Origin of the sequence: Pseudomonas sp. GOM7, from assembly GCF_026723825.1 — a bacterium.
GTDB lineage: Bacteria > Pseudomonadota > Gammaproteobacteria > Pseudomonadales > Pseudomonadaceae > Aquipseudomonas.
On the sequence record NZ_CP113519.1, the window covers coordinates 1692535 to 1717800 of the forward strand.

Here is a 25266-nt window from a genome sequence, read left to right on the forward strand (position 1 = left end):
TTTGAAAAATGCGCAACTTCATGCAAGCGCAGGGTGCGCGCCGGCTCCAGACTGTGCCCAGTCCTGGAGAACACTTGATGAACCTGTCTCTGTACCTGCTGACCGTCCTGATCTGGGGCACCACCTGGATCGCCATCAAATTACAGATGGGCGAGGTGGCCGTGGCTGCCTCCATCGCCTATCGCTTCGCCCTGGCCGCGGCCGTGCTGTTCGCCATGCTCTGCTTCAGTGGTCGCCTGCAGCCACTGGATCGTCGTGGCCAAGGCATTTGCCTGGTGCAGGGACTGTGCCTGTTCTGCCTCAATTTTCTGTGCTTCTACACTGCCAGCCAGTGGATCCCCAGCGGGCTGATCGCGGTGATCTTCTCCACTGCAACCCTGTGGAATGCGATCAATGCGCGGCTGTTCTTCAAGCAGCGCATCGCCGCCAATGTATTGCTCGGTGGTGCGTTGGGGCTGGTCGGTCTTGGGCTGCTGTTCTGGCCGGAGCTGGCCGGGCACGAGGCCAGCCGCGAAAGCCTGCTGGGCATCGGCCTGGCGCTGTGCGGCACGTTGTTCTTCTCTGCCGGCAACATGCTCTCCAGCCTGCAGCAGAAGGCTGGGCTCAAGCCGCTGACCACCAATGCCTGGGGCATGCTATATGGCGCCTCGATGTTGGTCGTGATCTGCCTGGTCAGCAGCACGCCGTTCGCTTTCGAGTGGAATCTGCGTTATGTCGGCTCGCTGCTGTACCTGGCGATTCCCGGCTCGGTGATTGGTTTTACCGCCTACCTGACCCTGGTCGGACGCATGGGGCCGGAGCGCGCGGCCTACTGCACCGTGCTGTTCCCGGTGGTGGCGCTAAACATCTCGGTATTCCTGGAAGGCTACCAATGGACAGCCCCGGCGCTGCTTGGCCTGGGGTTGGTGATGCTGGGTAACGTGCTGGTGTTCCGCAAGCCCAGGCCGGTGCTTGTCGAGGCTAGGGTTTAATGGCTGGATCGATTCGGTGCGCACGGCGCACCCTACGCGCCAACTTGCGCACCGTCGATCAACTCCCGCGAATCAACGTGCGCAGCATAAAGCGATTGGGGTGGCTGGCCTCGGCCACGTCGCGCGGCACTGGCAGCGGTTCGTCCTCCAGCCAGGCGGCGATCAGCTCGCCCGACAGTGGCGCGGTGATCAAACCGCGCGAGCCGTGGCCGCTGTTGATATACAGCCCCGGCAACCAGGGGCAGGGCACATCCGGCATCTGGCGGGCATCTTTGGCCAGCACGGCGTAGGCCTCGGCGAATGCCGACTGCTCGGCCAGCGGGCCTACCAACGGCAGGTAGTCAGGGCTGGTGCAACGAAAGGCGGCGCGGCCTTGCAGGGTGGTGGGGTCGAGCGCCTGGGCATCCAGACGTTCGGTCAGATCAGGGGATATCTCCCGCAGCAGGTCGAGGTTGCCGGCATGCTCGGCCACGCTGGGGGCAAGGTCATCGCTGTGGAAGTCGAAGCTGGCGCCCAGGGTGTGCTCCCCAGCACGCACGGGCGCGACGTAACCTTCGGCGCAGACCACGGTACGCAGCGCGCTGCTGGCCTCGCTGGCCGGCAGGCGGCTGATCTGCCCGCGAATGCGTTTGAGCGGCAGGTTCGCTTGTGGCAACAGGCGGCCGATCTCGGCGGCGCAGGCCAGCACCAGAGCGGGCGCCTCGGCTAGCACGCCGTTCTGACCTTCGACGCGCCAGTGGTCATCCTGTCGGCTCAGGCTCAACGCCTCCTGATAGGGGCGCAGTTCGATCAATGGATGCTGCACCAGGTATCGGCACAGTGCCGGCGGGTGCACCCAGCCGGCATCCGGGTAGAACAGGCCACCGGCCGGCAGGCCGATGCCGGCGCGCTCTTCGGCTTCGGCCTGGGGCAGCGGCAGCAGCAGGTCGCTGGGGAAGGCGGCGGCCAGTTTGCCCTGGCGCTCGGCTTCCTTGGCATCGAAGGCCAGTTGCAGCACGCCGCAGGCATCCCAGTCAGTGCCATGTTGCAGGCGTTCGAGCAGGCGGCGGGTATGGCCGAAACCGGCGACTATCAGCCGCGACAGCGCGGTGCCATGGGCCGACAGCTTCAGATAGAGCACCCCTTGCGGATTGCCCGACGCCTCGCGGGCGACATCGTCGTGACGCTCCAGCAGGGTTACGCTCCAACCCCGTGCGGCCAGGCTCGCCGCAGTGGCACAGCCGGCCAGGCCGGCGCCAATCACCACGGCCCGGCGCTCGCCGGCCGGTAGTGCCGGGCGGGCGAACCAGGGGGCAGGGCGCTGGGCCGGTTCGCCCTGGAAGGGGCCGGCGAGCATCTCACGCTTGTGGCCGAAGCCCTTGACCCGCACCACAGCAAAACCTGCCTCGATCAGCCCGCGCCGAACGAAGCCGGCACTGGTAAAGGTGGCCAGTGTCGCGCCCGGTGCCGACAGCCGCGCCAGCTCGGTGAACAGCGCCTGAGTCCACATTTCCGGGTTCTTCGATGGGGCGAAACCATCGAGGAACCAGGCGTCGACCTGCGCATCGAGCTGCGGCAGGCATTCGAGCACGTCGCCGATCATCAGCGTCAGCACCACACGACCGCCGCCCAGCAGCAGGCGCTGGAAGCCAGGATGGATGGCGCGGTACTGCGCCAGCAACTGCTCGGCGTAGGGCGCCAGTTCCGGCCACAGGTTCAGGGCGCGTTGCAGATCCGCCTGGGTCAGGGGGAATTTCTCCACGCTGACGAAGTGCAGCCGCGCATCGCCTGGAGCGTGCTCGGCGAAGGCCTGCCAGGCGCAGAGGAAGTTGAGCCCGGTGCCGAAGCCGGTTTCGCCGATCACCAGTCTTCCACCGGCCGGCAGGGCCTGGCAGCGTTCTATGATCTGGTTATGGGCGAGGAAAACGTGGCGGGTCTCCTCCAGGCCATTGGCGCGGGAGAAATACACGTCGCCATAGCTGCGCGACAGCGGCTGGCCGTGTTCGTCCCAGTCGAGCTGGGCGTTGTGAGCATCGGACATGATGAGCTTCCGGTAAAACAGGCGGCGATTCTAGCAGGCTGTTGAAAAACGTAGGCGAGGCAGCCAGTGCAAGGCAAAAACAGCCGAAAAAGCGCAGTTTACGTGTTGTAAATGAGCATTTTGAGGCTGTTTTTAACGTAGCAATGGCAACGCAGGTAGTTTTTCAACAGCCTGCTAACCGCTGCGCCGGTCGTTTACCCGGCGCAGGTCAATTCGTGTCGAGCCGCCGTCAGGCAAAGTCGCCGCCTATCCGTTAGGCTGTCATGACCATTCCAGGGAGGCCATTGCATGTTCGAGTCCGCCGAAATCGGCCGCAGTATCGATAAAGAGACGTTCGAGGCCGAAGAGCCGGCGCTGCGCGAGGCCTTGCTGGAGGCACAGTACGAGCTCAAGCAGCAGGCGCGTTTTCCGGTGATCGTGCTGATCAACGGCGTCGAGGGCGCCGGCAAGGGCGAGACGGTGAAACTGCTCAACGAGTGGATGGATCCGCGGCTGATTCAGGTCAGCACCTTCGATATACAGACCGATGAAGAATTGGCGCGGCCACCGGCCTGGCGCTATTGGCGACAGTTGCCGCCGAAAGGGCGTATGGGTGTGTTCTTTGGCAACTGGTACAGCCAGATGCTGCAGGGCAGGGTGCATGGCCACTTCAAGGATGCCGTGCTGGATCAGGCCATCGACGGTGCCGAGCGCCTGGAGCGCATGCTCTGCGACGAGGGTGCGTTGATCTTCAAGTTCTGGTTTCACCTGTCCAAGAAGCACATGAAGGCGCGCCTCGAAGCGCTCAAGGACGACCCGCTGCATAGCTGGCGCATCAGCCCGCTGGACTGGCAGCAGTCGAAGACCTACGACAAGTTCGTGCGCTACGGCGAGCGTATCTTGCGCCGCACCAGTCGCGACTACGCGCCCTGGTACGTGGTCGAGGGTGTCGATCACTATTACCGCAGTCTCACCGTCGGGCGCATTCTGCTCGAAGGTCTGCAGGCGGCGCTGGCCAATCCGCAGGGCGCGAAGTTGCAGCCACATTCGGCGCCGCTGGTCTCCAGCCTGGACAATCGCGGTTTGCTGGCCAGCCTGGACATGACCCAGGCACTGGACAAGGACGACTACAAGGAACAACTGGCCACCGAACAGGCGCGCCTGTCCGGCCTGATGCGTGACAAACGCATGCGCAAGCACGCCTTGCTCGCCGTCTTCGAGGGCAACGATGCCGCTGGCAAGGGCGGCGCCATCCGCCGCGTCACGGGCGCGCTGGATCCGCGTCAGTACCGTATCGTGCCGGTGGCGGCGCCGACCGAAGAGGAACGCGCTCAGCCCTATCTGTGGCGCTTCTGGCGGCATATCCCAGCGCGCGGGCATTTCACCATCTTCGACCGTAGCTGGTATGGCCGCGTGCTGGTGGAACGGGTCGAGGGCTTCTGCAGCCAGGCTGACTGGTTGCGTGCATACGGTGAGATCAACGACTTCGAGGAGGAGCTGACCAACGCCGGGGTGATTCTGCTGAAGTTCTGGCTGGCCATCGATCAGCAGACGCAACTGGAGCGCTTCAAGGAGCGCGAGAAGATCCCCTTCAAGCGCTTCAAGATCACCGAAGAGGACTGGCGCAACCGTGACAAGTGGGACGATTACGCCGATGCCGTGGGCGATATGGTCGACCGCACCAGCACCGAGATCGCGCCCTGGACACTGATCGAGGCCAACGACAAGCGCTTCGCTCGGGTCAAGGTACTGCGCACCATCAACGAGGCCATCGAAGCGGCGTTCGCCAAGGATTGATGCTCTGTCGCGCTGATCGACCCGGATTGCATCCGGGCTACGCCCCTGCATCGGCCCGTATACGCCAGATCAATGATGGTCGCAGCATGTGCTCGGCTGGATTTATCTTCTCGCCATTCGCCATCCAATAACAACGAGGTGCGTCATGCGTGAAGTGGTGATCGTCGACAGCGTGCGGACTGGCCTGGCCAAGTCCTTCCGTGGCAAGTTCAACATGACTCGGCCGGACGACATGGCCGCCCATTGCGTCGATGCGTTGCTGACGCGCAACGGCCTCGACCCCAAGCTGGTCGACGACTGCATCGTCGGTGCTGGCTCCAATGAGGGCGCGCAGGGCATGAACATCGGTCGCAACGTCGCGGTGCTGTCACGCCTGGGCAACCCGGTGGCGGGCATGACGCTGAACCGCTTCTGCTCCTCGGGCCTGCAGGCCATCGCCATCGCCGCCAATCAGGTAGCCTCCGGTTGCAGCGAGATCATCGTCGCCGGTGGCGTCGAGTCCATCACCATGACCCTGAAAAGCATGAACATGGACAACCTGTTCAACCCGCTGCTGCAAGAGGAAAACCCCGGCATCTACTACCCCATGGGCAAGACCGCGGAGATCGTCGCCAACCGCTACGGTATCAGCCGCGAAGCCCAGGATGCCTACGCCCTGCAGAGCCAGCAGCGCACGGCGCGGGCGCAGGCCGAAGGCCTGTATGCCGACGAGATCGTGCCGATGGCGGTGAAGTATCTGCAGGAAGACAAGGCCACCGGCGAGAAGAAGATCGTCGAGGGGGTGGTCGAAGCCGATGACTGCAACCGCCCGGACACCACCCTGGAATCCTTGGCCAAGCTGCAACCGGCATTCGACCCGGCCGGCAGTGTCACCGCCGGCAACGCCTCGCAACTGTCCGACGGCGCTTCCATGACTCTGGTGATGAGCCTGGAAAAAGCGCTGGAGCTGGGCCTCAAACCCAAGGCCTATTTCCGTGGCTTCACCGTGGCCGGTTGCGAACCGGACGAAATGGGCATCGGCCCGGTATTCTCGGTACCCAAGCTGCTTGCGGCCAAGGGCCTGAGCGTGGCCGACATCGACCTGTGGGAACTCAACGAGGCCTTTGCTTCGCAGTGCCTGTACTGCCGCGACAAGCTCGAGATCGACAACGACAAGTACAACGTCAATGGCGGTTCCATCTCCATCGGCCATCCCTTCGGCATGACCGGCTCGCGCCAGGTCGGCCACCTGGTGCGCGAGCTGCAGCGCCGCGAGTTGCGTTACGGCATCGTCACCATGTGCGTGGGCGGTGGCATGGGGGCCACGGGGCTGTTCGAGGCCTATCGCTGAGGCAAACGGCGGGCATAAAAAAACCGGATCGATGATCCGGTTTTTTGTGTTCTGGAGAATCAGGCGGTGACGAAGTTCGCCGGGTAGGCGAGATTGACCTGATTGCTCTGCACTTCGGCGATGGTCTCACGTACCACTTGCTTGGCCAGGCAGGCGCACTTGCCGCACTGGCTGGCGATGCCGAGGCTACCGCGCACTTCACGGTAGCTGCAGCAGCCTTCATAGACCGCTTCGCGGATCTGGGTATCGGTGACACCTTCACAGAGGCAGACGTACATGGGCAAGGCTCGTCTAGGTTGTTCTGTTCGATGGCTCGGATACTAATGTTAATGAGAATGCTTGTCAAAGATCGGTTGCGAATGCTCGCATCTGCTGACGAACGGTATTGTTCCGCTGTTCAGGCATGGAAACAGGTCCATCGCATTTTCAGGGGGAATGCCTGGTTGACACTGGATTGGCAAGTTTGTGTGGTGGTTGTTCTTATGTTCGTTCCGAATTGCCGCGTTTTTGCTGATGTTCTTGGTTTCGCCCTCCCGGGCGAGTCACTTTTGGGGCAAAAGTAACCAAAACCTCCGCCCTTTCATCCGGCCCTGGCTTCGCCAGGGTTCGCTCACTCCATCGCCGTTCCAGAGGCCCGCCGCGGTGGGCCATCCATGGCCCATCGCGGCTTTCGCGACATCCATGTCGCTCAACCTCTTCCACGACGATTGCGTTCGCCCTCCTGGGCGGGCTCTGCACGCGCCTGAACCCTAGGTAACCCAGAAGTAGCTCGGAGTGTTTGAACATGAGGTCAGCCTCAGGGCTGACCTGAATGCCGGCTGCAAGCCGGCAAGCTATTCAAGCGAATGAAAGTTTTGGTTTAACTCGACGACCCATTCGCGACTTCATCGCCACTAGAACAAGCCGAGCAACCTATGGAGTGCCTACTCGTTCAGGCGCGCGAACGGCCCCTTCAGGAGGGTGAGTGGAATCGTTGCGTAGAGGGTTGAGCGGCATGGATGCCGCGAGAGCCGCGATTGGCCAGGGATGGCCCTTCGCGGCGGGCCCTCGGAGCAGCGATGGAGCGAACGTACCCCGGCGCAGCCGGGGCCGGATGGCGGGGCCAAGCCTTTTTGCCTTCTTTTGTGGCGTTTGACAAAAGAAGGTCGCCGGGGGGCGAAACAAGAGACGTCAGCTAAACACCGATAAGCAGCTTGAACGCCGAAAGTAACCGAACACTCACACAAACTTGCCAGTCCGGCGTCAATACTGATTTTCCCGAAATTCCGCGAACCTGAAAAAAACGGCTTCGGCTGGTTTCTTCAGGCTCGCGCGCGAGGAGGGGATTACTGATCGAACTCGTCCCAGCCGCCCATTTCCTTCCAGCGGTTGACGATGCCGCAGAACAGCTCGGCGGTCTTCTCGGTGTCATAACGCGCCGAGTGCGCCTCCTTGCCATCGAATTCGATGCCGGCAGCCTGGCAGGCCTTGGCCAGCACGGTCTGACCATAAGCGAGGCCGGCCAGGGTGGCGGTGTCGAAGCTGGAGAAGGGGTGGAAGGGGTTGCGCTTGATGCCGCAACGCGCTACCGCGGCATTGAGGAAACCCAGGTCGAAGCTGCTGTTGTGGCCGACCAGGATCGCGCGCTTGCAGCCGGCCGATTTGATCGACTTGCGCAGGCCCTTGAAGATCTCGCCCAGGGCATGCTCCTCGCTCACCGCCATGCGCAGCGGATGGTCGAGCTTGATGCCGGTGAATTCCAGCGCCGCCGCTTCGATATTGGCACCCTCGAAGGGCTCGATGCGGAAGAAATGGGTGTAATCCGGGTAGAGGAAGCCGCTCTCGTCCATGGCGATGGTGGTGGCGGCGATTTCCAGCAGGGCGTCGGTGGCGCTGTTGAAACCACCGGTCTCGACATCCACGACCACCGGCAGGTAGCCGCGAAAGCGCGCCGCCATGGGCGTGCGCGGGCCGGCCGGCAGGCTGGGTTCGAGTTCGTCGTCGTAGTTGTCTTCGCTCATGCCTGGCCCTCCAGCAGTTTCCAGCGCAGGGTTTCGCCGGCGCGCAGCGGCACCACGCTGTTGTCGCCCAGCGGCAGGCTGGCCGGCACTGTCCATTCTTCACGCACCAGGGTGATGCTGTCCGTGTTGCGCGGCAGGCCGTAGAAGTCCGGGCCGTGGAAGCTGGCGAAGGCCTCCAGCTTGTCCAGGGCGCCGCGCTGCTCGAAGGCCTCGGCATAGAGTTCGATGGCGGCATAGGCGGTGTAGCAGCCGGCGCAGCCGCAGGCCGCTTCCTTGGCGTGCTTGGCGTGCGGTGCCGAGTCGGTGCCGAGGAAGAACCTGGGGTTGCCGCTGGTGGCAGCATCGAGCAGGGCTTCCTGGTGCACGTTGCGCTTGAGGATCGGCAGGCAATAGAAGTGCGGGCGAATACCGCCGACCAGCATGTGGTTGCGGTTGTACAGCAGGTGGTGGGCGGTGATGGTGGCGCCGACGTTGGCCGAGGCGGCCTCGACGAACTGCACCGCGTCACGGGTGGTGATGTGCTCGAACACCACTTTCAGGGTGGGGAAACGCTCGACCACGCGGCTCAGGTGTTCGTCGATGAAGGTCTTCTCGCGGTCGAACACGTCGATCTCGGCGCGGGTCACTTCGCCATGCACCAGCAGCAGCATGCCGACTTCGGCCATGGCTTCGAGTACCGGGAAGATCTTGTCGATGCTGGTGACGCCCGAGTCGGAGTTGGTGGTGGCGCCGGCCGGGTAGAGCTTGGCCGCATGCACGAAACCGCTGGCCTTGGCCGCGCGCACATCCTCGGGGCTGGTGTTGTCGGTGAGGTAGAGCACCATCAGCGGCTCGAAGCGGCTGCCGGACGGGCGTGCCGCGAGGATGCGCTGGCGATAGGCGTCGGCTTCGGCGGCGTTGCGCACCGGCGGTACCAGGTTGGGCATGATGATGGCGCGGCCGAAAGTGCGCGCGGCGTCGCCGACGGTGTGTGGCAGCACCGCGCCATCGCGCAGGTGAATGTGCCAGTCATCGGGACGCAGAAGAGTCAGACGGTCGGACATGGGGGCTTCCAGGCGGGTAAAACGTGGCCGCATGGTACCTGAAAAGCGCCGCTTCGCGCTCGCGCCAGCGCGACAATCGCACGCAGGGGGTCAAGTTTCCGCGCGCCCGACCGATACCCCGTGAGAATGCCGTGAACCGCCGTGGAGTCGACCGTGCGTGCGCCCAATTACCTTCTGATCAGCCTGCTGGCCGGCATGCCCCTGTGTCTGCCGGCGCATGCCATCAGCTTCCAGACGCGGCTGGAAAAGGTGGAGTGGACGGTCGAGGGCGACAAGTTTGAGTGTCGCCTGAGCCAGCCGATCAGCAACTTCGGCAGCGGCGAGTTCGTCCGTCGCGCGGGTGAACAGGTCACTTTCCGCCTCAAGGCCCGCGAGCACTGGCTCGGCAATGGCTCGGCAACCCTGTTGGCGGCTGCCGCACCCTGGCAACCGGGGCGCGGCGACATCAACCTCGGCGTGGTCAGCGTCGCCAATGGCGAGGTGCCGTTCAACAGCTCGCAGGAGCAGGGCGCGCGTCTGCTCGCCGGCCTGCTGGAAGGGCGCAGCCCGCTGGTGCGGCATCGCACCTTCAATGGCGGCGACAGGCTGGAGGTGCGCCTGCTGCCTGTGAAATTCCACAAGGCCTATGAAGATTACGAAGCCTGTACCGCCAAGCTGCTGCCGGTGAACTTCGACCAGATTCGCCTGGCGCAGATCGGCTTTCCCGGCGGCGGTATCGACCTCGACCCGATGGCCAAGGCCAAGCTCGACATCATCCTCGAGTTCGTCAAGGCCGACCCGACCATCAACAGCTTCCAGATCGACGGCCATGCCGACAACAGTGGTAACCGTCTGACCAACCGCGACCTATCACGCCGCCGCGCCCTGGCGGTGCAGGAATACCTCAAGGCTCACGGTATTCCTGTCGAGCAGATCACCGTGCGCTTCCATGGCGAACGCTATCCATTGGTACCGAACACCAGCGAGGCCAATCGCGCGAAGAATCGCCGGGCGACCTTGCGTCTGGATCGTGTGCCGCCAGCCGAGGTACCGCAGCAGAGCGCGCCCGCTCCGACGCCGGCCGATCCGCCCGGCAGCCAGCCGTCCTGAAGCGCTTTGGCGTCGCTTCGTCAACTCTGTCTGTCGCGCCCCTGTAAATTAGGGCGTGAGGCCAGTAGAATCACGGGTTTTACCGTACAACCCGTGGAGTGATGGCATGGCGGACGTCAAAAAGGTAGTTCTGGCCTATTCCGGTGGCCTGGACACCTCGGTGATCCTCAAGTGGCTGCAAGATACCTATAACTGTGAAGTGGTGACCTTCACCGCCGATCTCGGCCAGGGCGAGGAGGTCGAGCCGGCTCGCGCCAAGGCCCAGGCCCTGGGCGTCAAGGAAATCTACATCGACGACCTGCGCGAAGAGTTCGTGCGTGATTTCGTCTACCCGATGTTCCGTGCCAACACCATCTACGAAGGCGAGTACCTGCTGGGTACGTCCATCGCCCGTCCGCTGATCGCCAAACGTCTGATCGAGATTGCCAACGAGACCGGCGCCGATGCCATCTCCCACGGCGCCACCGGCAAGGGCAACGACCAGGTGCGTTTCGAGCTGGGCGCCTATGCACTGAAGCCGGGCGTCAAGGTCATCGCGCCGTGGCGTGAGTGGGATCTGCTGTCGCGCGAGAAGCTGATGGATTATGCCGAGAAGCACGCCATCCCGATCGAGCGCCACGGCAAGAAGAAGTCGCCGTACTCCATGGATGCCAACCTGCTGCACATCTCCTATGAAGGTGGCGTGCTGGAGGACACCTGGACCGAGCATGAAGAAGACATGTGGCGTTGGACCAAGTCGCCGGAAGCGGCGCCGGACACCCCCACCTACATCGAGCTGAGCTACCAGGGCGGTGACATCGTTGCCATCGACGGCAAGGCGATGACCCCGGCGCAGGTGCTGGCCGAGCTGAATCGCATCGGTGGCGAGAACGGCATCGGCCGTCTGGATATCGTCGAGAACCGTTTCGTCGGCATGAAGTCCCGTGGCTGCTACGAGACCCCCGGCGGCACCATCATGCTCAAGGCTCACCGCGCCATCGAGTCGATCACCCTCGACCGCGAAGTGGCGCACCTGAAAGACGAACTGATGCCGAAATACGCCAGCCTGATCTACAACGGTTTCTGGTGGAGCCCGGAGCGTCTGATGCTGCAACAGATGATCGACGCTTCCCAGGCCAACGTGAACGGGGTGGTGCGCCTGAAGCTGTACAAGGGCAACGTCATCGTCACCGGCCGCAAGTCCGACGATTCGCTGTTCGACGCCAACATCGCGACCTTCGAGGAAGATGGCGGCGCCTACAACCAGCAGGACGCGGCGGGCTTCATCAAACTCAACGCCCTGCGTATGCGCATCGCTGCCGGCAAGGGCCGCAAGCTGGTCTAACAGGCTGTTGAAAAACTACCTGCGTTGGCAATACTGCGTTAAAAACGGCCTCAAAATGCTCATTTACAACTCGTAAACTGCGCTTTTTCGGCCGTTTTTGCCTTGTCTTGCCTGCCTCGCCTACGTTTTTCAACGGCCTGCTAAGCTGAAATTCTTGCCTCACAAGGACCCCGGCCAAGTGCCGGGGTTCTGCTTTCCAGAAGAGGAAAACCTGATGAGACTGCTGCATACCATGCTGCGCGTGGGCGACCTGGACAAGTCCATCGCCTTCTATACCGAAGTGCTGGGTATGACTCTGCTGCGGCGCAAGGATTATCCGGACGGCCAGTTCACCCTGGCCTTCGTCGGCTATGGCGACGAGGCGCACAACAGCGTGATCGAGCTGACCTACAACTGGGGGGTGGACAGCTACGAGCTCGGCACCGGCTACGGCCATATCGCCCTGGAGGTCGAGGACGTCTACAAGGCCTGCGAGGACATTCGCAGTCGCGGCGGCAAGATCACCCGTGAGCCGGGGCCGATGAGGCACGGCACCAGCATCCTGGCTTTCGTCGAGGATCCGGACGGTTACAAGATCGAGTTGCTTTCGCCGTCGCGCCGCGACTGATCGACAGATACGAAAAGCCCCGCAAGTCGCGGGGCTCTTTCCGTACGATTCGATACTCAGATATCGAAGTCATATTCGGCTAGCTGTTTGTGCAGGCGGCGTTCTTCGAGGAAGTTGTCGATGATGCGGCGCTTGGTTAGGTTGGTCTTGGCGACTTCCACCGCAGGCTCGGCATCGTCTGCATCGTCCGCGACAAAGTCTTCGTCCAGCTCGAGGTCTTCTTTGTCTGTGCTCATTTTTCACTCCAGGCCAGCTACCAGGGCCATTTGCGCACCTTATAGCGACAAAAAATGAGCGGGTAAAAAAGATTTTTTCAATCAGATGATCGCTGGATTCTATATCTGATCAATCGTCGGAGGTCTTGGCCTTGTACTCGCACAGATCTTCGATACGGCAGGCGCCACAGCGCGGTTTGCGCGCGGTGCAAACGTAGCGCCCATGCAGGATCAGCCAGTGGTGGGCGTCGAGCAGATAATCCTTGGGCACGAACTTGAGCAGCTTCTTTTCCACCTCGACCACGTTCTTGCCCGGCGCAAGGCCGGTGCGGTTGCTGACGCGGAAGATGTGCGTGTCCACGGCCATGGCCAACTGGCGAAACGCCGTGTTGAGCACCACGTTGGCGGTCTTGCGGCCGACGCCCGGCAGGGCTTCGAGATCCTCGCGGTTGTCCGGCACTTTGCTGCCGTGCTTTTCGATCAGGATGCGGCAGGCCTCGATGACGTTCTTCGCTTTGCTGTTGTACAGGCCGATGGTCTTGATGTACTCGCTCAAACCTTCGACGCCGAGGGCGTAGATGGCCTCTGGCGTATTGGCCACCGGGAACAGCTTGGCCGTGGCCTTGTTGACGCTGACGTCGGTGGCCTGGGCCGATAGCGTTACCGCCACCAGCAGCTCGAAGGGCGTGCTGTAGGCCAACTCGGTCTTCGGCTCGGGGTTGTCCTCGTGCAGGCGACGGAAGATTTCCAGGCGTTTGGCAGCGTTCATTCGATGACTCCGGTAACGCGAACGCGGCGGCTTTGTGCCGGTGCCTCGGGCGCGGCGGTCTTGGCTCGCTCGGCGGCGATCTGGTCGATGCGGTTCTTGCCGGCGATCAGCAGGCCGAGAACGATGAAGGCGCCCGGCGGCAGGATGGCCAGCAGAAAACCACGGTAGTCGTGCACCAGGGTGAGTTTCCAGTCGGCGGCGATGGGGCCGAACAGCAGGTGCATGTTGGCGAACAGGGCGCCGGTGCCGAGCAGCTCGCGGATGGCGCCGATCAGTACCAGCACCAGGCCGAAGCCCAGGCCCATCATCAGACCGTCATAGGCGGCGCGGGCCGGGTCGTGCTTGGCGGCGAAGCCGTCGGCGCGGCCGAGGATCACGCAGTTGGTGGTGATCAGCGGGATGAAGATGCCGAGAATCTGGTACAGCTCGTAGGTGTAGGCCTGCATCAGCAGCTCGATGCAGGTGGTCAGCGCGGCGATGATCATGACGAAGGCCGGCAGGCGCACGGCGGTGTTGACCACGCCCCGTACCAGCGACACGGCGGTGTTGGAGCAGGCCAGCACCAGCGTGGTAGCCAGCGCCAGACCGAGGGCGTTGACCGTGGAGTTGCTCACTCCCAGCAGCGGGCAGAGGCCAAGCAGTTGCACCAGCGCCGGGTTGTTCTTCCACAGGCCGTTGAGGGTGATTTCGCGGTAGCTGGTCATCGTTCGTCCTCCGCCAGGCCCAGCAACTGGGCGCGGTGCGTGTCGAAGTAGCGCAGGGCGCCGTGCACGGCCTTGACCACGGCGCGTGGGGTGATGGTGGCGCCGGCGAACTGGTCGAAGTCGCCGCGATCCTTCTTCACCGCCCAGCCATCTTCGCCGGGGTTGTGCAGGGATTTTCCGGTAAAGCCGAGTACCCAATCGCTCTTGGCCAGCTCGATCTTGTCGCCCAGGCCTGGGGTTTCCTTGTGGCTGAGCACGCGCACGCCAGCCAGGCGACCGTCGGCGAAGATACCCACCAGCAGGTGGATGGCGCCGCTGTAGCCGTCCGGCGCGGTCACCGGCAGGATCAGCGCGCTGGGCTGGCCGCCCTTGAGTGCCAGGTAGGCCGACTGCGGGCTGCGGTGACCCAGCTCGGGAGCGTTGAGCTCGATGCGGTTGTCCAGCAGGTGATTGTCATAGCTGCCGGCCGGCAGAATCTCGGCCAGGGCGCGCACCTGGGCTTCGCGCTCGGCCTTGGCGATGCGTTCGGCGGTGCCCTGTTGCAGCAGAGCGACGGTGCCGACGGTGCCGATGGCGAAGAGGCCAAGCACCAGGGCGTTCTTCAACATCGAGCGGCTGATTTCCGGCAGCATGCTCATTCTCCCAGCTTGAAGCCGCTGTTGGGCTTGCGGTGGCCGTAGCTGCGCGGCCGGGTGTAGTAGTCGATGGTCGGTGCCGCCAGGTTCATCAGCAGCACGGCGAAGGCCACTGCATCCGGGTAACCGCCCCAGGTGCGGATCACGTAGACCAGCACGCCGACGCCGATACCGAATACCAGGCGCCCGCGATTGCTGGTGGCGCCGGAGACCGGGTCGGTGACGATGAAGAAGGCGCCGAGCATGGTGGCGCCGGTCAGCAGGTGGAACAGCGGCGAGCCGTTGGAATCCGAGCCGCTGCCGTTCCAGAACAGCAGGCTCATGGCGAACAGCGCGGCGAGCATGCCCAGCGGCGCATGCCAGGTGATCAGGCGCTTGTGCAGCAGGTACAGGCCGCCGGCGAGAAAGGCCAGATTGACCGCTTCGCTGCCGGCGCCGCCGAAACGGCCGAAGGCCGGATTGCTGGCATGCAGCTCGTCGATGGTCAGGCTCTTGTTGACCTTCAGCGCATCCAGCGCGGTGGCCTGGGCCCAGCCATCCGGCAGGTTGGCGATGCCGAGGATGTGCTTGATGCCGTCAAGCGCGGCGACGGTGTGTGGCGCGGGCCAACTGGTCATGTCGACAGGGAAGGAGATCAGCACCACCACGTAGCCGACCATGGCCGGGTTGAACGGGTTCTGCCCGAGGCCACCGTAGAGCTGCTTGCCGAGGCCGATGGCAAAACCGCAGGCGATCAGCGTCAGCCACCAGGGCGAATAGGGCGGCAGGGCCAGGGCCAGCAGCACGGCGGTGACCAGGGCGCTGTAGTCCTTGAGAAAGAAGGCGATCGGACGCTTGCGCGCGGCCAGCAGTGCGGCCTCGAAGCCCAGGGCGCAGAGGCTGGCCCAGACCAGATTGAACAGGGTGCCGATGCCGAACAGCCAGGTCAGGGCGAGGATGCCCGGCACGCAGGCCAGCAGCACCTGCAGCATGACCTGCTGGGTACGGTTGCTGCCCGTGGCGTGGGGCGATGTGATGCGGGGCAGGGCCATCGGCGCTCCGGTGGTGCTGTTACTGCGTTGTGCATTCCCCGGATTGCATCCGGGCTACGGTTGTCTGTGCCGCCCGGATGCTCCGATGCGACGGATTATTGCGTGTAGCCCGGATGCAATCCGGGATGATCGTTACGGCTGATATTCGGCCAGCTTGCGTTCGGCTTCGCTCAGACGCGCGCGTGCCTGTTCCAGTGCCTCGGTCGTGGCGCTGTCGTCACGCTCCAGCTTGCGCAGGTCGGCACGGGCGAAGGCCACTTCGGTTTTCACGGCTTTCAGTTCGGCATTCACGCCGGGACGTTCGGTGCGCACCAGCTCCGGCGCTGGCTTGCCCGAGGCCGCTTCGGCGGCATGCAGTGCCTGCTCGGCGGCGGCCAGGGCATCACGCAGTGGCTGCAATGCGGCTTCGTCGCTGCCTGCCTTCTCGGCCTTCTTCAGTTCGGCGCGCTTCATCGCCAGTTCGACCTTGGCTTTCTTCAGCGCCTCTTCGCCCGCAGGTTTGGCAGCCGGCGCGGGCGCCTGGATCTGCAACTCGGCCAGGGCTTTCTCGGCGGCTTCGAGCTGCTGGCGCACACGGGCGATCTCGGCTTGCTGCTCGTCGTCCGGGGCTTCGATCTTTTCCAGCTTGCGCAATTGCGCCTTGAGCATGGCGGCTTCGATCTTGGCTTTTTTCAGCGCTTCGTCACCGGCCGGCTTGGCGGCGGCTGCGGGCTTCTGGCTGTCCAGCTCGGCCAGGGATTTCTCGGCGGCTTCCAGTTGTTGACGCACACGGGCGATTTCGGCTTGCTGGTCGTCGTCCGGGTTTTCGATCTTTTCCAGCTTGCGCAACTGGGCCTTGAGCATGGCAGCGTCGATCTTGGCCTTTTTCAAGGCTTCGTCGCCAGCGGGCTTGGGCGCTGGGGCGGGCGCCGCAGCTTGGGCATCGGCCAGGGCCTTTTGTGCGGTTTCGGCTGCGGCACGCAGCTCGGCGACCTGCGCCTGCAGCTCGAGCGTGTCGTGTGCGGCCAGTTGCTTTTCCGCCTTCTTCAGCGCGACCTGGGCCATGCTGGCTTCGATCTTGAGCTTCTTCAGCGCTTCGTCCGCCGGTGAAGCCGACGCTGCAGGAGGGGCTTCGGCTTGCGCAGCCTTGGCGCGGGCGGCTTTTTCGGCGCGGGCCTTGCGCTCGGCCTCCTTCTGCTCCTCGGCGCGGCGCAGGCGTTCCTGGCGTTGCTCGAAGCGCTGCTTGGAGTGCTCGGCCTTGAGCTGCTTCTGCTCCAGCTCGCGGATTTCCGCCTTGGCCACACGGTAGTACTGCACCAGGGGGATGCTCGACGGGCAGACGTAGGCGCAGGCGCCGCACTCGATGCAGTCGAACAGGTTGTGTTCCTTGAGCTGTTCGTGCTCCTGGCCGAGGGCGAAGAAGTGCAGTTGCTGCGGCAGCAGGCTGGCCGGGCAGGCCTGCGCACATTCGCCGCAGCGGATGCAGGGCATGGCCGGCGCTGGCGGCGGCAGTTCCTTGGCGGTGCTGGCCAGCAGGCAGTTGCTGGTCTTGATCAGGGGGACATCGAGGCTGGGCAGGGTAAAGCCCATCATCGGCCCACCCATGATCAGGCGATCAAGCTTGCCCTGATCCAGACCGGCGAACGTCAGCAGTTCGCCCACTGGGGTGCCGAGCAGTGCTTCGACGTTGCCGGGGCGCGCCAGCGCTTCGCCTGTGAGTGTGGTGATGCGCGAGATCAGCGGCTTGCCCAGCAGCACGGCATCATGGATGGCCACGCAAGTGCCGACGTTCTGGCAGAGGATGCCGATATCGGCAGGCAGGCCGCCGCTGGGCACTTCCACGCCAGTGAGAATCTGGATTAGCTGTTTCTCGCCACCGGATGGGTACTTGGTGGGGAATACCCGCACCTGGTAGTCGCGGCCGGCGCAGGCGGCGCGCACAGCGGCGATGGCTTCGGGCTTGTTGTCCTCGATGCCGATCAGCACCTGCTCGGGCTGGATCAGATGGGCGAGCACCTCGATACCGGCCACCAGCTCGGCGGCGCGTTCGCGCATCAGCAGGTCATCGGCGGTGATATAGGGTTCGCACTCGGTGCCATTGATGATCAGGGTGTGGATCTTCTGCGTCGGCCGTGCGGTGAGCTTGACCGCCGTTGGGAAGCCGGCGCCGCCCAGGCCGTTGATGCCGGCTTCGCGGATCAGCGTGAGCAGCTCGGCGGATTCCAGGCAGCGGTAGTCGGTCGGTGGCGTCAGCTCGATCCACTCGTCCAGGCCGTCGCTGTCGATGACGATGGCCGGGGCCAGCATGCCGGAAGCATGGGGATAAGGCTGCTCACCGATGAAAGCGACGGTGCCGGAAGTCGGCGCATGCAGCGGCACGCTGACGAAGCCGTTGGCGTTGGCGATCTTCTCGCCCTTGTACACGCGCTGGCCGACGGCCACGCAGGGCTCGGCGGCAGCGCCGATATGCTGGCCGAGCGGCAATACCAGACGCTTGGGCAACGGCACTGGCTGGATCGGCGTGCGGTTGGACAGTTCCTTGCGCTCGGGCGGGTGAATGCCGCCAGGGATGTCCCAGATCTTCATGCTTTCTTTGGCCAATGCACTCATGCCGCCTGCTCCCGGTCACTGGCGATCAACTGGCCGGGTGGCAGCGGCTTGTCCCATTTCCAGCTTTGCACGCTGCTGCCAACTTCGATCATGTCGATACAGTCCACCGGGCAGGGTTCGACGCACAGGTCGCAGCCGGTACATTCGCTGGCGATCACCGTATGCATCTGCCGTGCTGCACCGACTATGGCATCCACCGGGCAGGCCTGGATGCACTTGGTGCAGCCGATGCATTCGGCTTCGCGGATGTAGGCGACCATCTGCGGCTTCTCGCCTTCCACGGCGTCCAGCGGCTCGGGCTCGACGTCCAGCAGGTCGGCCAGTGCCTGGATGGTCGCCTCGCCGCCAGGCGGGCACTTGTTGATCTTGTCGCCGCCGGCAATGGCCTCGGCGTAGGGCTTGCAGCCCGGGTAGCCGCACTGGCCGCACTGGGTCTGCGGCAGCAGGGCGTTGATCTGCTCGGCGATGGGGTCGCCCTCGACCTTGAAGCGCACGGCGGCAAACCCGAGGATGGCCCCGGCGATCAGGCACAGTGCGAGCAGGGCGAGGACGGCGACCAGAACCAGGCTCATAGCTTGATCAGCCCGGAGAAGCCCATGAACGCCAGCGACATCAGCCCGGCGGTGATCATGCCGATGGCCGCGCCCTGGAAGGACTTGGGCACGTCGGCGATGGCGATGCGTTCACGCATGGCGGCGAACAGCACCAGCACCAGGGAGAAGCCCAGGCCGGCGGCGAAGCCGTTGACGGTGGCGGTGACGAAGGTGAACTCGGCCTTGTTGGCGTTGAGCAGGGCCACACCGAGGACGATGCAATTGGTGGTGATCAGCGGCAGGAAGATGCCCAGCACGCGATAGAGCAGGGGGCTGGTCTTGTTCACCACCATCTCGGTGAATTGCACCACCACGGCGATCATCAGGATGAAGCTGATGGTGCGCAGAAATTCCAGATCCAGCGGCTTGAGCACGTATTGCTGCACCAGGTAGCTGCACATGGCGGCCAGGGTGAGTACGAAGGTGGTGGCCAGGGACAGGCCGATGGCGGTTTCGATCTTCTTCGACACGCCCATGAACGGGCACAGGCCGAGGAACTGCACCAGCACGAAGTTGTTGACCAGGATGGCGCTGACCATGATCAGGACGAGTTCGGTCATCGGGTTGCCGTCGAATGCACAAAGGCCTTAGGAAATGGGCGCCTATTATCGGGAGAAGCAGCGGCAAGCTACAAGCCACAAGCGTCAAGTAAAAGCGCAAAAGCCAGGCTGGCGCTCAGCGCCAGCCCGTATCCCGATTTGCTTGCAGCTTGCAGCTTGCAGCTTGCAGCTTGCAGCTTATTTCACGCGCTGGCCCGGCTTGGCGCCGCTGTCCGGGCTGAGCAGGTAGATTTCCTCGCCACCGGGGCCGGCGGCCAGCACCATGCCTTCGCTGATGCCGAATTTCATCTTGCGCGGTGCCAGGTTGGCCACGTACAGGGTCAGGCGACCCTCCAGCTTGCTCGGATCCGGGTAGGCGGACTTGATGCCGGAGAACACGTTGCGCTTCTCGTCGCCGATATCCAGCGACAGGCGCAGCAGCTTGTCGGCACCTTCGACGAACTCGCATTTCTCGATCAGCGCAATGCGCAGGTCGACGGCGGCGAAGGCGTCGAAGTTGATCTCGGCGGCCAGCGGTTCCTTGGCCAGTTCGCCGTTACCCGCTGGTTTGCTGGCTTCGGCGGCCAGGTCTTCCTTGGAGGCTTCGATCATGGCTTCTATCTTCGCCGGCTCGATACGGGTCAGCAGTGGGGTGAAGGGGTTGAGCTGGTGATCGGCCAGCGGTGTGGCCAGGTCTGCCCAGGTCAGGGCCGGTACGTTGAGGAAGGCTTCGGCGTCACTGGCCAGTTTCGGCAGTACCGGCTTGAGCATGATCACCAACTGGCGGAACAGGTTGATGCCCAGGGCGCAGATTTCCTGTACCTCGGCCTGCTTGCCTTCCACCTTGTTCAGCGCCCAGGGCGCCTTGTCGGCGATCCAGGCGTTGGCGCGGTCGGCCAGCGCCATGATCTCGCGCATGGCGCGGGAGAAGTCACGCGCCTCGTAGGCTTCGGCGATGCTCGGCGCGGCAGCCTGGAAAGCTTCCCACAGGGCTGGTTCGGGGTTGGCGGTGACCAGCACGCCGGCATTGCCCTTGTGGATGAAGCCGGCGCAGCGGCTGGCGATGTTGACCACCTTGCCGACCAGATCCGAATTGACCTTCTGCACGAAGTCCTCGAGGTTCAGGTCGAGGTCATCGACGCCACGGCCCAGCTTGGAGGCATAGTAGTAGCGCAGGCATTCCGGGTTCAGGTGATCCAGGTAGGTGCGCGCCTTGATGAAGGTGCCGCGCGACTTGGACATCTTCTGCCCGTTCACCGTCAGGTAGCCGTGCACGTTCACCGCAGTCGGCTTGCGGTAGCCGGCGCCTTCGAGCATGGCCGGCCAGAACAGGGCGTGGAAGTTGACGATGTCCTTGCCGATGAAGTGGTACAGCTCGGCGGTCGAGTCCTTGCCCCAGAAAGCGTCGAAATCCAGATCTGGGCGGCGCGTGCAGAGGTTCTTGAAGCTGGCCATGTAGCCGATGGGCGCATCCAGCCAGACGTAGAAGTACTTGCCCGGCTCACCGGGGATCTCGAAGCCGAAGTAGGGCGCATCGCGGCTGATGTCCCACTCCTGCAGGCCGCTATCGAGCCATTCGGCCAGCTTGTTGGCCACCGCCTCCTGCAGCGTGCCGGAGCGCGTCCACTGCTTGAGCATGGCCTCGAAGTCCGGCAGCTTGAAGAAGAAATGCTGCGACTCCTTGAGCACCGGCACGGCGCCGGAGATGGCCGAGCGTGGGTTCTTCAGCTCGGTGGGGGTGTAGGTGGCGCCGCATTTTTCGCAGTTGTCGCCGTATTGATCCTCGGCCGCACACTTGGGGCAGGTGCCCTTGATGAAGCGGTCGGCAAGGAACATGCCTTTCTCGGGGTCGAAATACTGGGTCACCGCGCGGGTGGCGATATGGCCCTTGTCACGCAGCGCCAGGTAGATGGACGCCGACAGCTCGCGGTTCTCCTCCGAGTGGGTGGAGTGGTAGTTGTCGAAGTCCACCAGGAAGTCGGCGAAGTCGGCCATGTGCTCGGCACGCACGCCGTCGATCAGTTGCTCCGGGGTGATGCCTTCCTTCTCGGCGCGCAGCATGATGGCCGAGCCGTGGGCGTCGTCGGCGCAGACGTAGACGGCCTGATTGCCGCGCAGTTTCTGGTAGCGCACCCACATGTCGGTCTGGATGTACTCGAGCATGTGGCCGAGGTGGATCGAACCGTTGGCATAGGGGAGGGCGCTGGTGACGAGAATCTTGCGGGCTTCGGTCATGGTGATCGGCTGCACGGGGGAAACGAGGGAAGTCGGCAACTATAAAGGAAGCTGCAAGCTGCAAGCTACAAGCCGCAAGTAAAAGCGGCTATGTCTTGGTCGCGGTGAGAGGTGTGCAGCTAGGCTCTGCTGTTAAGATGGCGGCCTGTTTTTCTGCTGCCTTCTGGAGTTCTTGCATGAGTGCCGTCACCCGCGAAGCGGTCGAAGCCTGTCTGCGTCAGTTCACCGACCCCCATCTCGAGCAGGATCCGGTCAGCGCCGGTTGCCTGCGTGAAGTCGACATCCAGGGCGCCCGCGTGGCCGTGCGCCTGGAGCTGGGTTATGCCGCCGGGCTGTTCAAGAACGGCTGGGCGCAGATGCTGCAAATGGCTCTGGAGAACCTCGAGGGCGTGGACAGTGCCCGGGTGCAGGTCGACTGCCTGATCGAGTCGCACCAGGGCCAGGCCCAGGTGCCGGCGCTGGCCGGGGTGAAGAACGTGATCGCCGTGGCCTCGGGCAAGGGCGGCGTGGGCAAGTCCACCACCGCCGCCAACCTGGCGCTGGCGCTGGCCCGCGAAGGTGCGCGGGTGGGCATGCTCGATGCCGATATCTACGGCCCCAGCCAGGGCATCATGTTCGGCATCGCCGAGGGCACGCGTCTGCAGGTGAAGGATCAGAAATGGTTCGTGCCGCTCGAAGCCCATGGCGTGCAGGTGATGTCCATGGCCTTTCTCACCGACGACAACACGCCCATGGTCTGGCGCGGGCCGATGGTCAGCGGCGCCTTGCTGCAACTGATCACCCAGACCGCCTGGAATGACCTCGACTACCTGGTGATCGACATGCCGCCGGGCACTGGCGACATCCAGCTGACCCTGGCGCAGAAGGTGCCGGTGGCCGGCAGCGTGATCGTCACCACGCCGCAGGATCTGGCCCTGCTCGATGCCAAGAAAGGCGTGGAGATGTTCCGCAAGGTGCACATTCCGGTGCTGGGTGTGGTGGAGAACATGGCCGTGCACATCTGCTCCAACTGCGGCCACACCGAGCATCTGTTCGGCGAGGGCGGCGGCGAGAAGCTGGCTGCGCAGTATGGCGTCGAGCTGCTGGCCTCCCTGCCGCTGTCGATGGCCATTCGCATGCAGGCCGACGACGGCAAGCCGACCGTGATCGCCGACCCGGAAAGCCAGTTGGCGATGATCTATCAGGATCTGGCGCGCAAGGTGGGCGCGCGTATCGCTCTGGCGGGCAAACCGACCATGCCGAATATCGAGATCAGCGAGGACTGAAAACCGCCGCAATAACGGTTTTCCTACCGGCTGCTCTCGATGTCGCACATCCTGAGCAGCCGGCAGGAGTTAATTGCCATTCATCCAGCGATCAGCCTGCGGCTTTCCGTCATCTTGTCTTCATGCAGGCAAAGTAGCTTGCTATCGGTCAAACCCAATGACCGAGGAGAACAGCAGATGGACGAGTATCAGGAAGAACTGCTCGAGCGTGATGCCTTCGATCAGGATGTGCTCGATACGGACGACGCCACTGAACTCTGAGCCTCGCCAGGGCACCTCTAAAAACTTAGGCGAGGCAGGCAGCGCAATACCGATGGCGGCCCCGCAAAAAACAGGCGAAAAAGCTCAGTTTACGCGCTGTAAATGAGCATTTTGAGCCTGTTTTTAACGCCGCGATGGCAACGCAGGTAGTTCTTAGAGGTGCCCGCCAGCGGCCCTGCGTTGTGCACGCCGGTAATCGCCGGGAGTTTGCCCGAGCCAGCGCTTGAAGGCTCGCTGGAAGGCTTCGGCCGAGGCGAAGCCGAGCAGATAGGCGATCTCGCCGAAGGCCAGTTCGGTGTCGCGGATATAGGCCGTGGCCAGGTCGCGGCGGGTGTCGTTGAGGATGGTGCGAAACTGCGTGCCTTCCTCGGCCAGCTTGCGCCGTAGCGTCCAGCTCGGTAGTTGCAGGCGCCGCGCCACTTCCTGCAGATCCGGTTCGTGGCCGTGCAACAATGGACCCAGTAGCTGGATCACCCGTTCGCGCAGGCTGCGGGTGCGGGTCAACTGATCCAGTTCGCGTTCGCACAATTCCAGCAGATGGTTCCAGGTGCCCGGGCAATGCTGGCGGTTGCGCAGGTTCAGGGTTTCATCGCTCAGGCGCAGGCGATTGGCTCCCGCGACGAATTCCACCGGGCAGCCGAACAAGGTTTCGTAGCGTTCGGCATAGTCCGGCGCAGGGAATTCGATTTCGACCCTCTCCGGCGCGATGGGCTGGCCAGCCACCTGCGCCAGGTTGCTCAGCCAGCCGGCCAGCACCGAATCCACCACGAAGCGGTTGTAGGCGTTGTATGGGCTGATGGAGTAGAAGTTCAGCCAGGCACCGCGCGCGTCTTCGTCAAAGCTCGAGCGGCCGCGGTAGTTGGCGGCGTACAGGGGCTCGAAGCGGGTCAGGGTGCGCGCCGCTTCGCGCAGGTCGGGCGCCTGCGCGGCGCAGATGCCGGCCAGGCCGATCTGGCCCAGGTGGCTGTGGCGGCCCATGTCCAGGCCCAGCGCCGGCTCGCCGCACAGGGCGATGGCGCTGTGGCCGAGGCGCATGAAGCGGGGGATCGAAAGCCGCGCGCGAGGTTCGCTCAGGCGTGTGGCGTCGAGGCCGAACTGCTGCAGCAGGGGCTGCGGGTCATGGCCATGGGCATTCAGCGCAGCGGCCAGCGGCAGGGTGAAACCAACGGAAAGATCGCCCAGGCGAACGCGTGAGGCCTTCATAGCCACAGGTTGATCAGTTGTGCGCCAGCGCTCGCATCGCCCTGGCTGAGTCGGCCGTCGACGAATGCCAGGGCTGTTGCCTGGCCGCTACGTTCCCACAGGCGCCCCCGCATGTGCACCTGCAAGCCGGCGTGGATGCCCTGTGCTTGCAGGTGTTCGCCGAATTCGCTCATGTTCGTGTTGGCGTCCATGTCACTGGGCATGACCAGCAGTTCGACGTCTTGTCGCGCATGGCTGGCGATGTGCCGGGCATCGCCGCCGAGCAGGATGCCGAGCCGGCCTGCCGGCGTGTCGAGTACCTGCAACGCCTCTGGCGCCTGGCTGCTGGCCGTGGCGGCGGCGAAGGCCTGGCGGTGCGGCTGGCCCAATGGCTGGCCGGCGCTGTCGAAGACCAGGCTGACGTTGTACAGCGGCCCTTGGGCGACCTGCAGTTGGCCGTGCTCGAGCTGAGGTTGCGGCAGGACGATGGAGCCAGCCACCAGGGTGACGGCGTAATCGCGCGCCAGGCCGCCGAACAGTTGCTGGTAGTCATGGGCCATGCGCTTGGCCTTGGTGCGTAGCAGGGCGTCGGGCAGGCGCGCATCGCCGTCTGCCCAGAGCAGTGCCTGGATGAAGTCCAGCGGATTGCGCGCCGCCGACCACTGCAGCGCTCGCTGGTGGTCAGGTGCCTGATACAGCTCGTCCTTCTCGCCGATGGCGAACAGCCAGGTGCCGATATGTTCGGGCAAGACCACCACGGTGCGTGGGTTGAGCAGGCCCAGGTCGCGCGCTTGGTCGAGGTAGGCCGCCAGCTTCAGGCGCAGGCGCGCCAGGCTTTGCAAGTCGCTGCTGACCAGCTCGGGCTGGATGCCCAGCAGGTTGCCGGCGGTGCCGGGGTTGCCCTGGTTGAGGGCCAGATGACTGCGCAGATCCGACAGGTAGCGAACCTGGGGCCGTTGCTCGCACCAGTAGGCATAGGCGCCGAGGCTGCCGAGCAGGAGGAGGATCAGGCAAAGGGAGATCAGTCGACGCATGGGTATCTTTCGCGGGTGTGTGCGTTCAGGTTAGGTCGGATGGTGGCTGAAGCC

General features: G+C 63.9%; 23 protein-coding genes. 8 read left to right on the forward strand and 15 right to left on the reverse strand.

Annotation, left to right across the window (positions count from 1 at the left end; translation table 11 throughout):
* Positions 1–77: 77 nt before the first annotated feature.
* Positions 78–971 carry a DMT family transporter gene (locus OU800_RS07610; RefSeq protein ID WP_268182540.1) on the forward strand — a complete coding sequence of 298 codons (894 nt, stop codon included), beginning with the start codon at positions 78–80 and terminating at the stop codon, positions 969–971.
* A gap of 58 nt (positions 972–1029) precedes the next feature.
* Here the strand turns inward: OU800_RS07610 and mnmC are convergent, their stop codons facing one another.
* Positions 1030–2991 carry a bifunctional tRNA (5-methylaminomethyl-2-thiouridine)(34)-methyltransferase MnmD/FAD-dependent 5-carboxymethylaminomethyl-2-thiouridine(34) oxidoreductase MnmC gene (mnmC, locus tag OU800_RS07615; protein WP_268182542.1) on the reverse strand — a complete coding sequence of 654 codons (1962 nt, stop codon included), beginning with the start codon at positions 2989–2991 and terminating at the stop codon, positions 1030–1032.
* 288 nt (positions 2992–3279) lie between these two features.
* Between mnmC and pap the strand changes: the two genes are divergently transcribed.
* Together pap and OU800_RS07625 are read left to right on the forward strand one after the other, a co-directional pair.
* Positions 3280–4767: a polyphosphate:AMP phosphotransferase gene (pap, locus tag OU800_RS07620; RefSeq protein WP_268182545.1), complete on the forward strand. Its 1488-nt coding sequence runs from the start codon at positions 3280–3282 to the stop codon at positions 4765–4767.
* 145 nt (positions 4768–4912) lie between these two features.
* A complete protein-coding gene (locus OU800_RS07625; RefSeq protein WP_268182546.1) occupies positions 4913–6097 on the forward strand; it encodes a thiolase family protein in 1185 nt (394 codons plus the stop codon).
* A gap of 59 nt (positions 6098–6156) precedes the next feature.
* Here the strand turns inward: OU800_RS07625 and OU800_RS07630 are convergent, their stop codons facing one another.
* The 3 genes from OU800_RS07630 to pyrC all read right to left on the reverse strand — a co-directional run bounded on the left by OU800_RS07630 (position 6157) and on the right by pyrC (position 9140).
* The gene (locus OU800_RS07630; protein ID WP_268182549.1) at positions 6157–6375 is read right to left on the reverse strand and encodes a bacterioferritin-associated ferredoxin; all 219 of its coding nucleotides are present in this window, start codon (positions 6373–6375) and stop codon (positions 6157–6159) included.
* Between the two features lie 1047 nt (positions 6376–7422).
* On the reverse strand, positions 7423–8097 hold the full coding sequence (rnt, locus tag OU800_RS07635) for a ribonuclease T (protein ID WP_268182551.1): 675 nt from the start codon (positions 8095–8097) through the stop codon (positions 7423–7425).
* Positions 8094–9140 (reverse strand): dihydroorotase, encoded by a 1047-nt coding sequence (pyrC, locus tag OU800_RS07640; protein WP_268182553.1) that lies wholly within the window; start codon positions 9138–9140, stop codon positions 8094–8096. The genes rnt and pyrC overlap by 4 nt, the downstream gene beginning before the upstream one ends.
* A gap of 153 nt (positions 9141–9293) precedes the next feature.
* Between pyrC and OU800_RS07645 the strand changes: the two genes are divergently transcribed.
* The 3 genes from OU800_RS07645 to gloA all read left to right on the forward strand — a co-directional run bounded on the left by OU800_RS07645 (position 9294) and on the right by gloA (position 12160).
* A complete protein-coding gene (locus OU800_RS07645) occupies positions 9294–10229 on the forward strand; it encodes a flagellar protein MotY (protein ID WP_330221405.1) in 936 nt (311 codons plus the stop codon).
* 106 nt (positions 10230–10335) lie between these two features.
* Positions 10336–11553 (forward strand): argininosuccinate synthase, encoded by a 1218-nt coding sequence (locus OU800_RS07650; protein WP_268182555.1) that lies wholly within the window; start codon positions 10336–10338, stop codon positions 11551–11553.
* Positions 11554–11767: 214 nt separating this feature from the next.
* The gene (gloA, locus tag OU800_RS07655; RefSeq protein WP_268182557.1) at positions 11768–12160 is read left to right on the forward strand and encodes a lactoylglutathione lyase; all 393 of its coding nucleotides are present in this window, start codon (positions 11768–11770) and stop codon (positions 12158–12160) included.
* A gap of 56 nt (positions 12161–12216) precedes the next feature.
* Here gloA and OU800_RS07660 read toward each other — a convergent pair whose 3' ends face one another.
* From OU800_RS07660 to metG, 9 genes are all read right to left on the reverse strand, one after another.
* Positions 12217–12396 (reverse strand): PA3496 family putative envelope integrity protein, encoded by a 180-nt coding sequence (locus OU800_RS07660; protein WP_004423730.1) that lies wholly within the window; start codon positions 12394–12396, stop codon positions 12217–12219.
* 109 nt (positions 12397–12505) lie between these two features.
* The gene (gene nth / locus OU800_RS07665; RefSeq protein WP_268182559.1) at positions 12506–13144 is read right to left on the reverse strand and encodes an endonuclease III; all 639 of its coding nucleotides are present in this window, start codon (positions 13142–13144) and stop codon (positions 12506–12508) included.
* A complete protein-coding gene (locus OU800_RS07670; protein ID WP_268182561.1) occupies positions 13141–13848 on the reverse strand; it encodes an electron transport complex subunit E in 708 nt (235 codons plus the stop codon). The genes nth and OU800_RS07670 overlap by 4 nt, the downstream gene beginning before the upstream one ends.
* Positions 13845–14480: an electron transport complex subunit RsxG gene (rsxG, locus tag OU800_RS07675; protein ID WP_268182563.1), complete on the reverse strand. Its 636-nt coding sequence runs from the start codon at positions 14478–14480 to the stop codon at positions 13845–13847. Before rsxG ends, OU800_RS07670 begins: the two co-directional genes overlap by 4 nt.
* A 2-nt stretch (positions 14481–14482) precedes the next feature.
* Positions 14483–15514, reverse strand: a complete 1032-nt coding sequence (locus tag OU800_RS07680) for an RnfABCDGE type electron transport complex subunit D (RefSeq protein WP_268182565.1) — start codon at positions 15512–15514, stop codon at positions 14483–14485.
* Positions 15515–15646: 132 nt separating this feature from the next.
* Entirely contained in the window at positions 15647–18103 is a 2457-nt protein-coding gene (gene rsxC, locus OU800_RS07685; protein WP_268182568.1) for an electron transport complex subunit RsxC, read from the reverse strand.
* Positions 18100–18675: an electron transport complex subunit RsxB gene (rsxB, locus tag OU800_RS07690; RefSeq protein ID WP_268182570.1), complete on the reverse strand. Its 576-nt coding sequence runs from the start codon at positions 18673–18675 to the stop codon at positions 18100–18102. Before rsxB ends, rsxC begins: the two co-directional genes overlap by 4 nt.
* Positions 18672–19256 (reverse strand): electron transport complex subunit RsxA, encoded by a 585-nt coding sequence (rsxA, locus tag OU800_RS07695; protein WP_268182571.1) that lies wholly within the window; start codon positions 19254–19256, stop codon positions 18672–18674. The genes rsxB and rsxA overlap by 4 nt, the downstream gene beginning before the upstream one ends.
* A 177-nt stretch (positions 19257–19433) precedes the next feature.
* Complete coding sequence (gene metG / locus OU800_RS07700) at positions 19434–21470, reverse strand: methionine--tRNA ligase (protein WP_268182573.1); 2037 nt, start codon at positions 21468–21470, stop codon at positions 19434–19436.
* A gap of 176 nt (positions 21471–21646) precedes the next feature.
* Here metG and apbC point away from each other — a divergent pair, with 176 nt between their 5' ends.
* Together apbC and OU800_RS07710 are read left to right on the forward strand one after the other, a co-directional pair.
* A complete protein-coding gene (gene apbC, locus OU800_RS07705; protein ID WP_268182575.1) occupies positions 21647–22735 on the forward strand; it encodes an iron-sulfur cluster carrier protein ApbC in 1089 nt (362 codons plus the stop codon).
* 39 nt (positions 22736–22774) lie between these two features.
* Positions 22775–22996: a hypothetical protein gene (locus OU800_RS07710; protein WP_268182577.1), complete on the forward strand. Its 222-nt coding sequence runs from the start codon at positions 22775–22777 to the stop codon at positions 22994–22996.
* 153 nt (positions 22997–23149) lie between these two features.
* Here OU800_RS07710 and OU800_RS07715 read toward each other — a convergent pair whose 3' ends face one another.
* Positions 23150–24199, reverse strand: coding sequence for an AraC family transcriptional regulator (locus OU800_RS07715; RefSeq protein ID WP_268182580.1), 1050 nt, complete (start codon positions 24197–24199; stop codon positions 23150–23152).
* Entirely contained in the window at positions 24196–25212 is a 1017-nt protein-coding gene (locus OU800_RS07720; RefSeq protein WP_268182582.1) for a carbon-nitrogen hydrolase family protein, read from the reverse strand. The genes OU800_RS07715 and OU800_RS07720 overlap by 4 nt, the downstream gene beginning before the upstream one ends.
* Between the last annotated feature and the right edge of the window lie 54 nt (positions 25213–25266).

What these genes read in the sequence shown, in the direction of transcription:
- OU800_RS07610 (WP_268182540.1), top strand. Translation starts at nt 78, where the DNA reads ATGAACCTGTCTCTGTACCTGCTGACCGTCCTGATCTGGGGCACCACC.
- mnmC (WP_268182542.1), bottom strand. Translation starts at nt 2,991, where the DNA reads ATGTCCGATGCTCACAACGCCCAGCTCGACTGGGACGAACACGGCCAG.
- pap (WP_268182545.1), top strand. Translation starts at nt 3,280, where the DNA reads ATGTTCGAGTCCGCCGAAATCGGCCGCAGTATCGATAAAGAGACGTTC.
- OU800_RS07625 (WP_268182546.1), top strand. Translation starts at nt 4,913, where the DNA reads ATGCGTGAAGTGGTGATCGTCGACAGCGTGCGGACTGGCCTGGCCAAG.
- OU800_RS07630 (WP_268182549.1), bottom strand. Translation starts at nt 6,375, where the DNA reads ATGTACGTCTGCCTCTGTGAAGGTGTCACCGATACCCAGATCCGCGAA.
- rnt (WP_268182551.1), bottom strand. Translation starts at nt 8,097, where the DNA reads ATGAGCGAAGACAACTACGACGACGAACTCGAACCCAGCCTGCCGGCC.
- pyrC (WP_268182553.1), bottom strand. Translation starts at nt 9,140, where the DNA reads ATGTCCGACCGTCTGACTCTTCTGCGTCCCGATGACTGGCACATTCAC.
- OU800_RS07650 (WP_268182555.1), top strand. Translation starts at nt 10,336, where the DNA reads ATGGCGGACGTCAAAAAGGTAGTTCTGGCCTATTCCGGTGGCCTGGAC.
- gloA (WP_268182557.1), top strand. Translation starts at nt 11,768, where the DNA reads ATGAGACTGCTGCATACCATGCTGCGCGTGGGCGACCTGGACAAGTCC.
- OU800_RS07660 (WP_004423730.1), bottom strand. Translation starts at nt 12,396, where the DNA reads ATGAGCACAGACAAAGAAGACCTCGAGCTGGACGAAGACTTTGTCGCG.
- nth (WP_268182559.1), bottom strand. Translation starts at nt 13,144, where the DNA reads ATGAACGCTGCCAAACGCCTGGAAATCTTCCGTCGCCTGCACGAGGAC.
- OU800_RS07670 (WP_268182561.1), bottom strand. Translation starts at nt 13,848, where the DNA reads ATGACCAGCTACCGCGAAATCACCCTCAACGGCCTGTGGAAGAACAAC.
- rsxG (WP_268182563.1), bottom strand. Translation starts at nt 14,480, where the DNA reads ATGCTGCCGGAAATCAGCCGCTCGATGTTGAAGAACGCCCTGGTGCTT.
- OU800_RS07680 (WP_268182565.1), bottom strand. Translation starts at nt 15,514, where the DNA reads ATGGCCCTGCCCCGCATCACATCGCCCCACGCCACGGGCAGCAACCGT.
- rsxC (WP_268182568.1), bottom strand. Translation starts at nt 18,103, where the DNA reads ATGAGTGCATTGGCCAAAGAAAGCATGAAGATCTGGGACATCCCTGGC.
- rsxB (WP_268182570.1), bottom strand. Translation starts at nt 18,675, where the DNA reads ATGAGCCTGGTTCTGGTCGCCGTCCTCGCCCTGCTCGCACTGTGCCTG.
- rsxA (WP_268182571.1), bottom strand. Translation starts at nt 19,256, where the DNA reads ATGACCGAACTCGTCCTGATCATGGTCAGCGCCATCCTGGTCAACAAC.
- metG (WP_268182573.1), bottom strand. Translation starts at nt 21,470, where the DNA reads ATGACCGAAGCCCGCAAGATTCTCGTCACCAGCGCCCTCCCCTATGCC.
- apbC (WP_268182575.1), top strand. Translation starts at nt 21,647, where the DNA reads ATGAGTGCCGTCACCCGCGAAGCGGTCGAAGCCTGTCTGCGTCAGTTC.
- OU800_RS07710 (WP_268182577.1), top strand. Translation starts at nt 22,775, where the DNA reads ATGTCGCACATCCTGAGCAGCCGGCAGGAGTTAATTGCCATTCATCCA.
- OU800_RS07715 (WP_268182580.1), bottom strand. Translation starts at nt 24,199, where the DNA reads ATGAAGGCCTCACGCGTTCGCCTGGGCGATCTTTCCGTTGGTTTCACC.
- OU800_RS07720 (WP_268182582.1), bottom strand. Translation starts at nt 25,212, where the DNA reads ATGCGTCGACTGATCTCCCTTTGCCTGATCCTCCTCCTGCTCGGCAGC.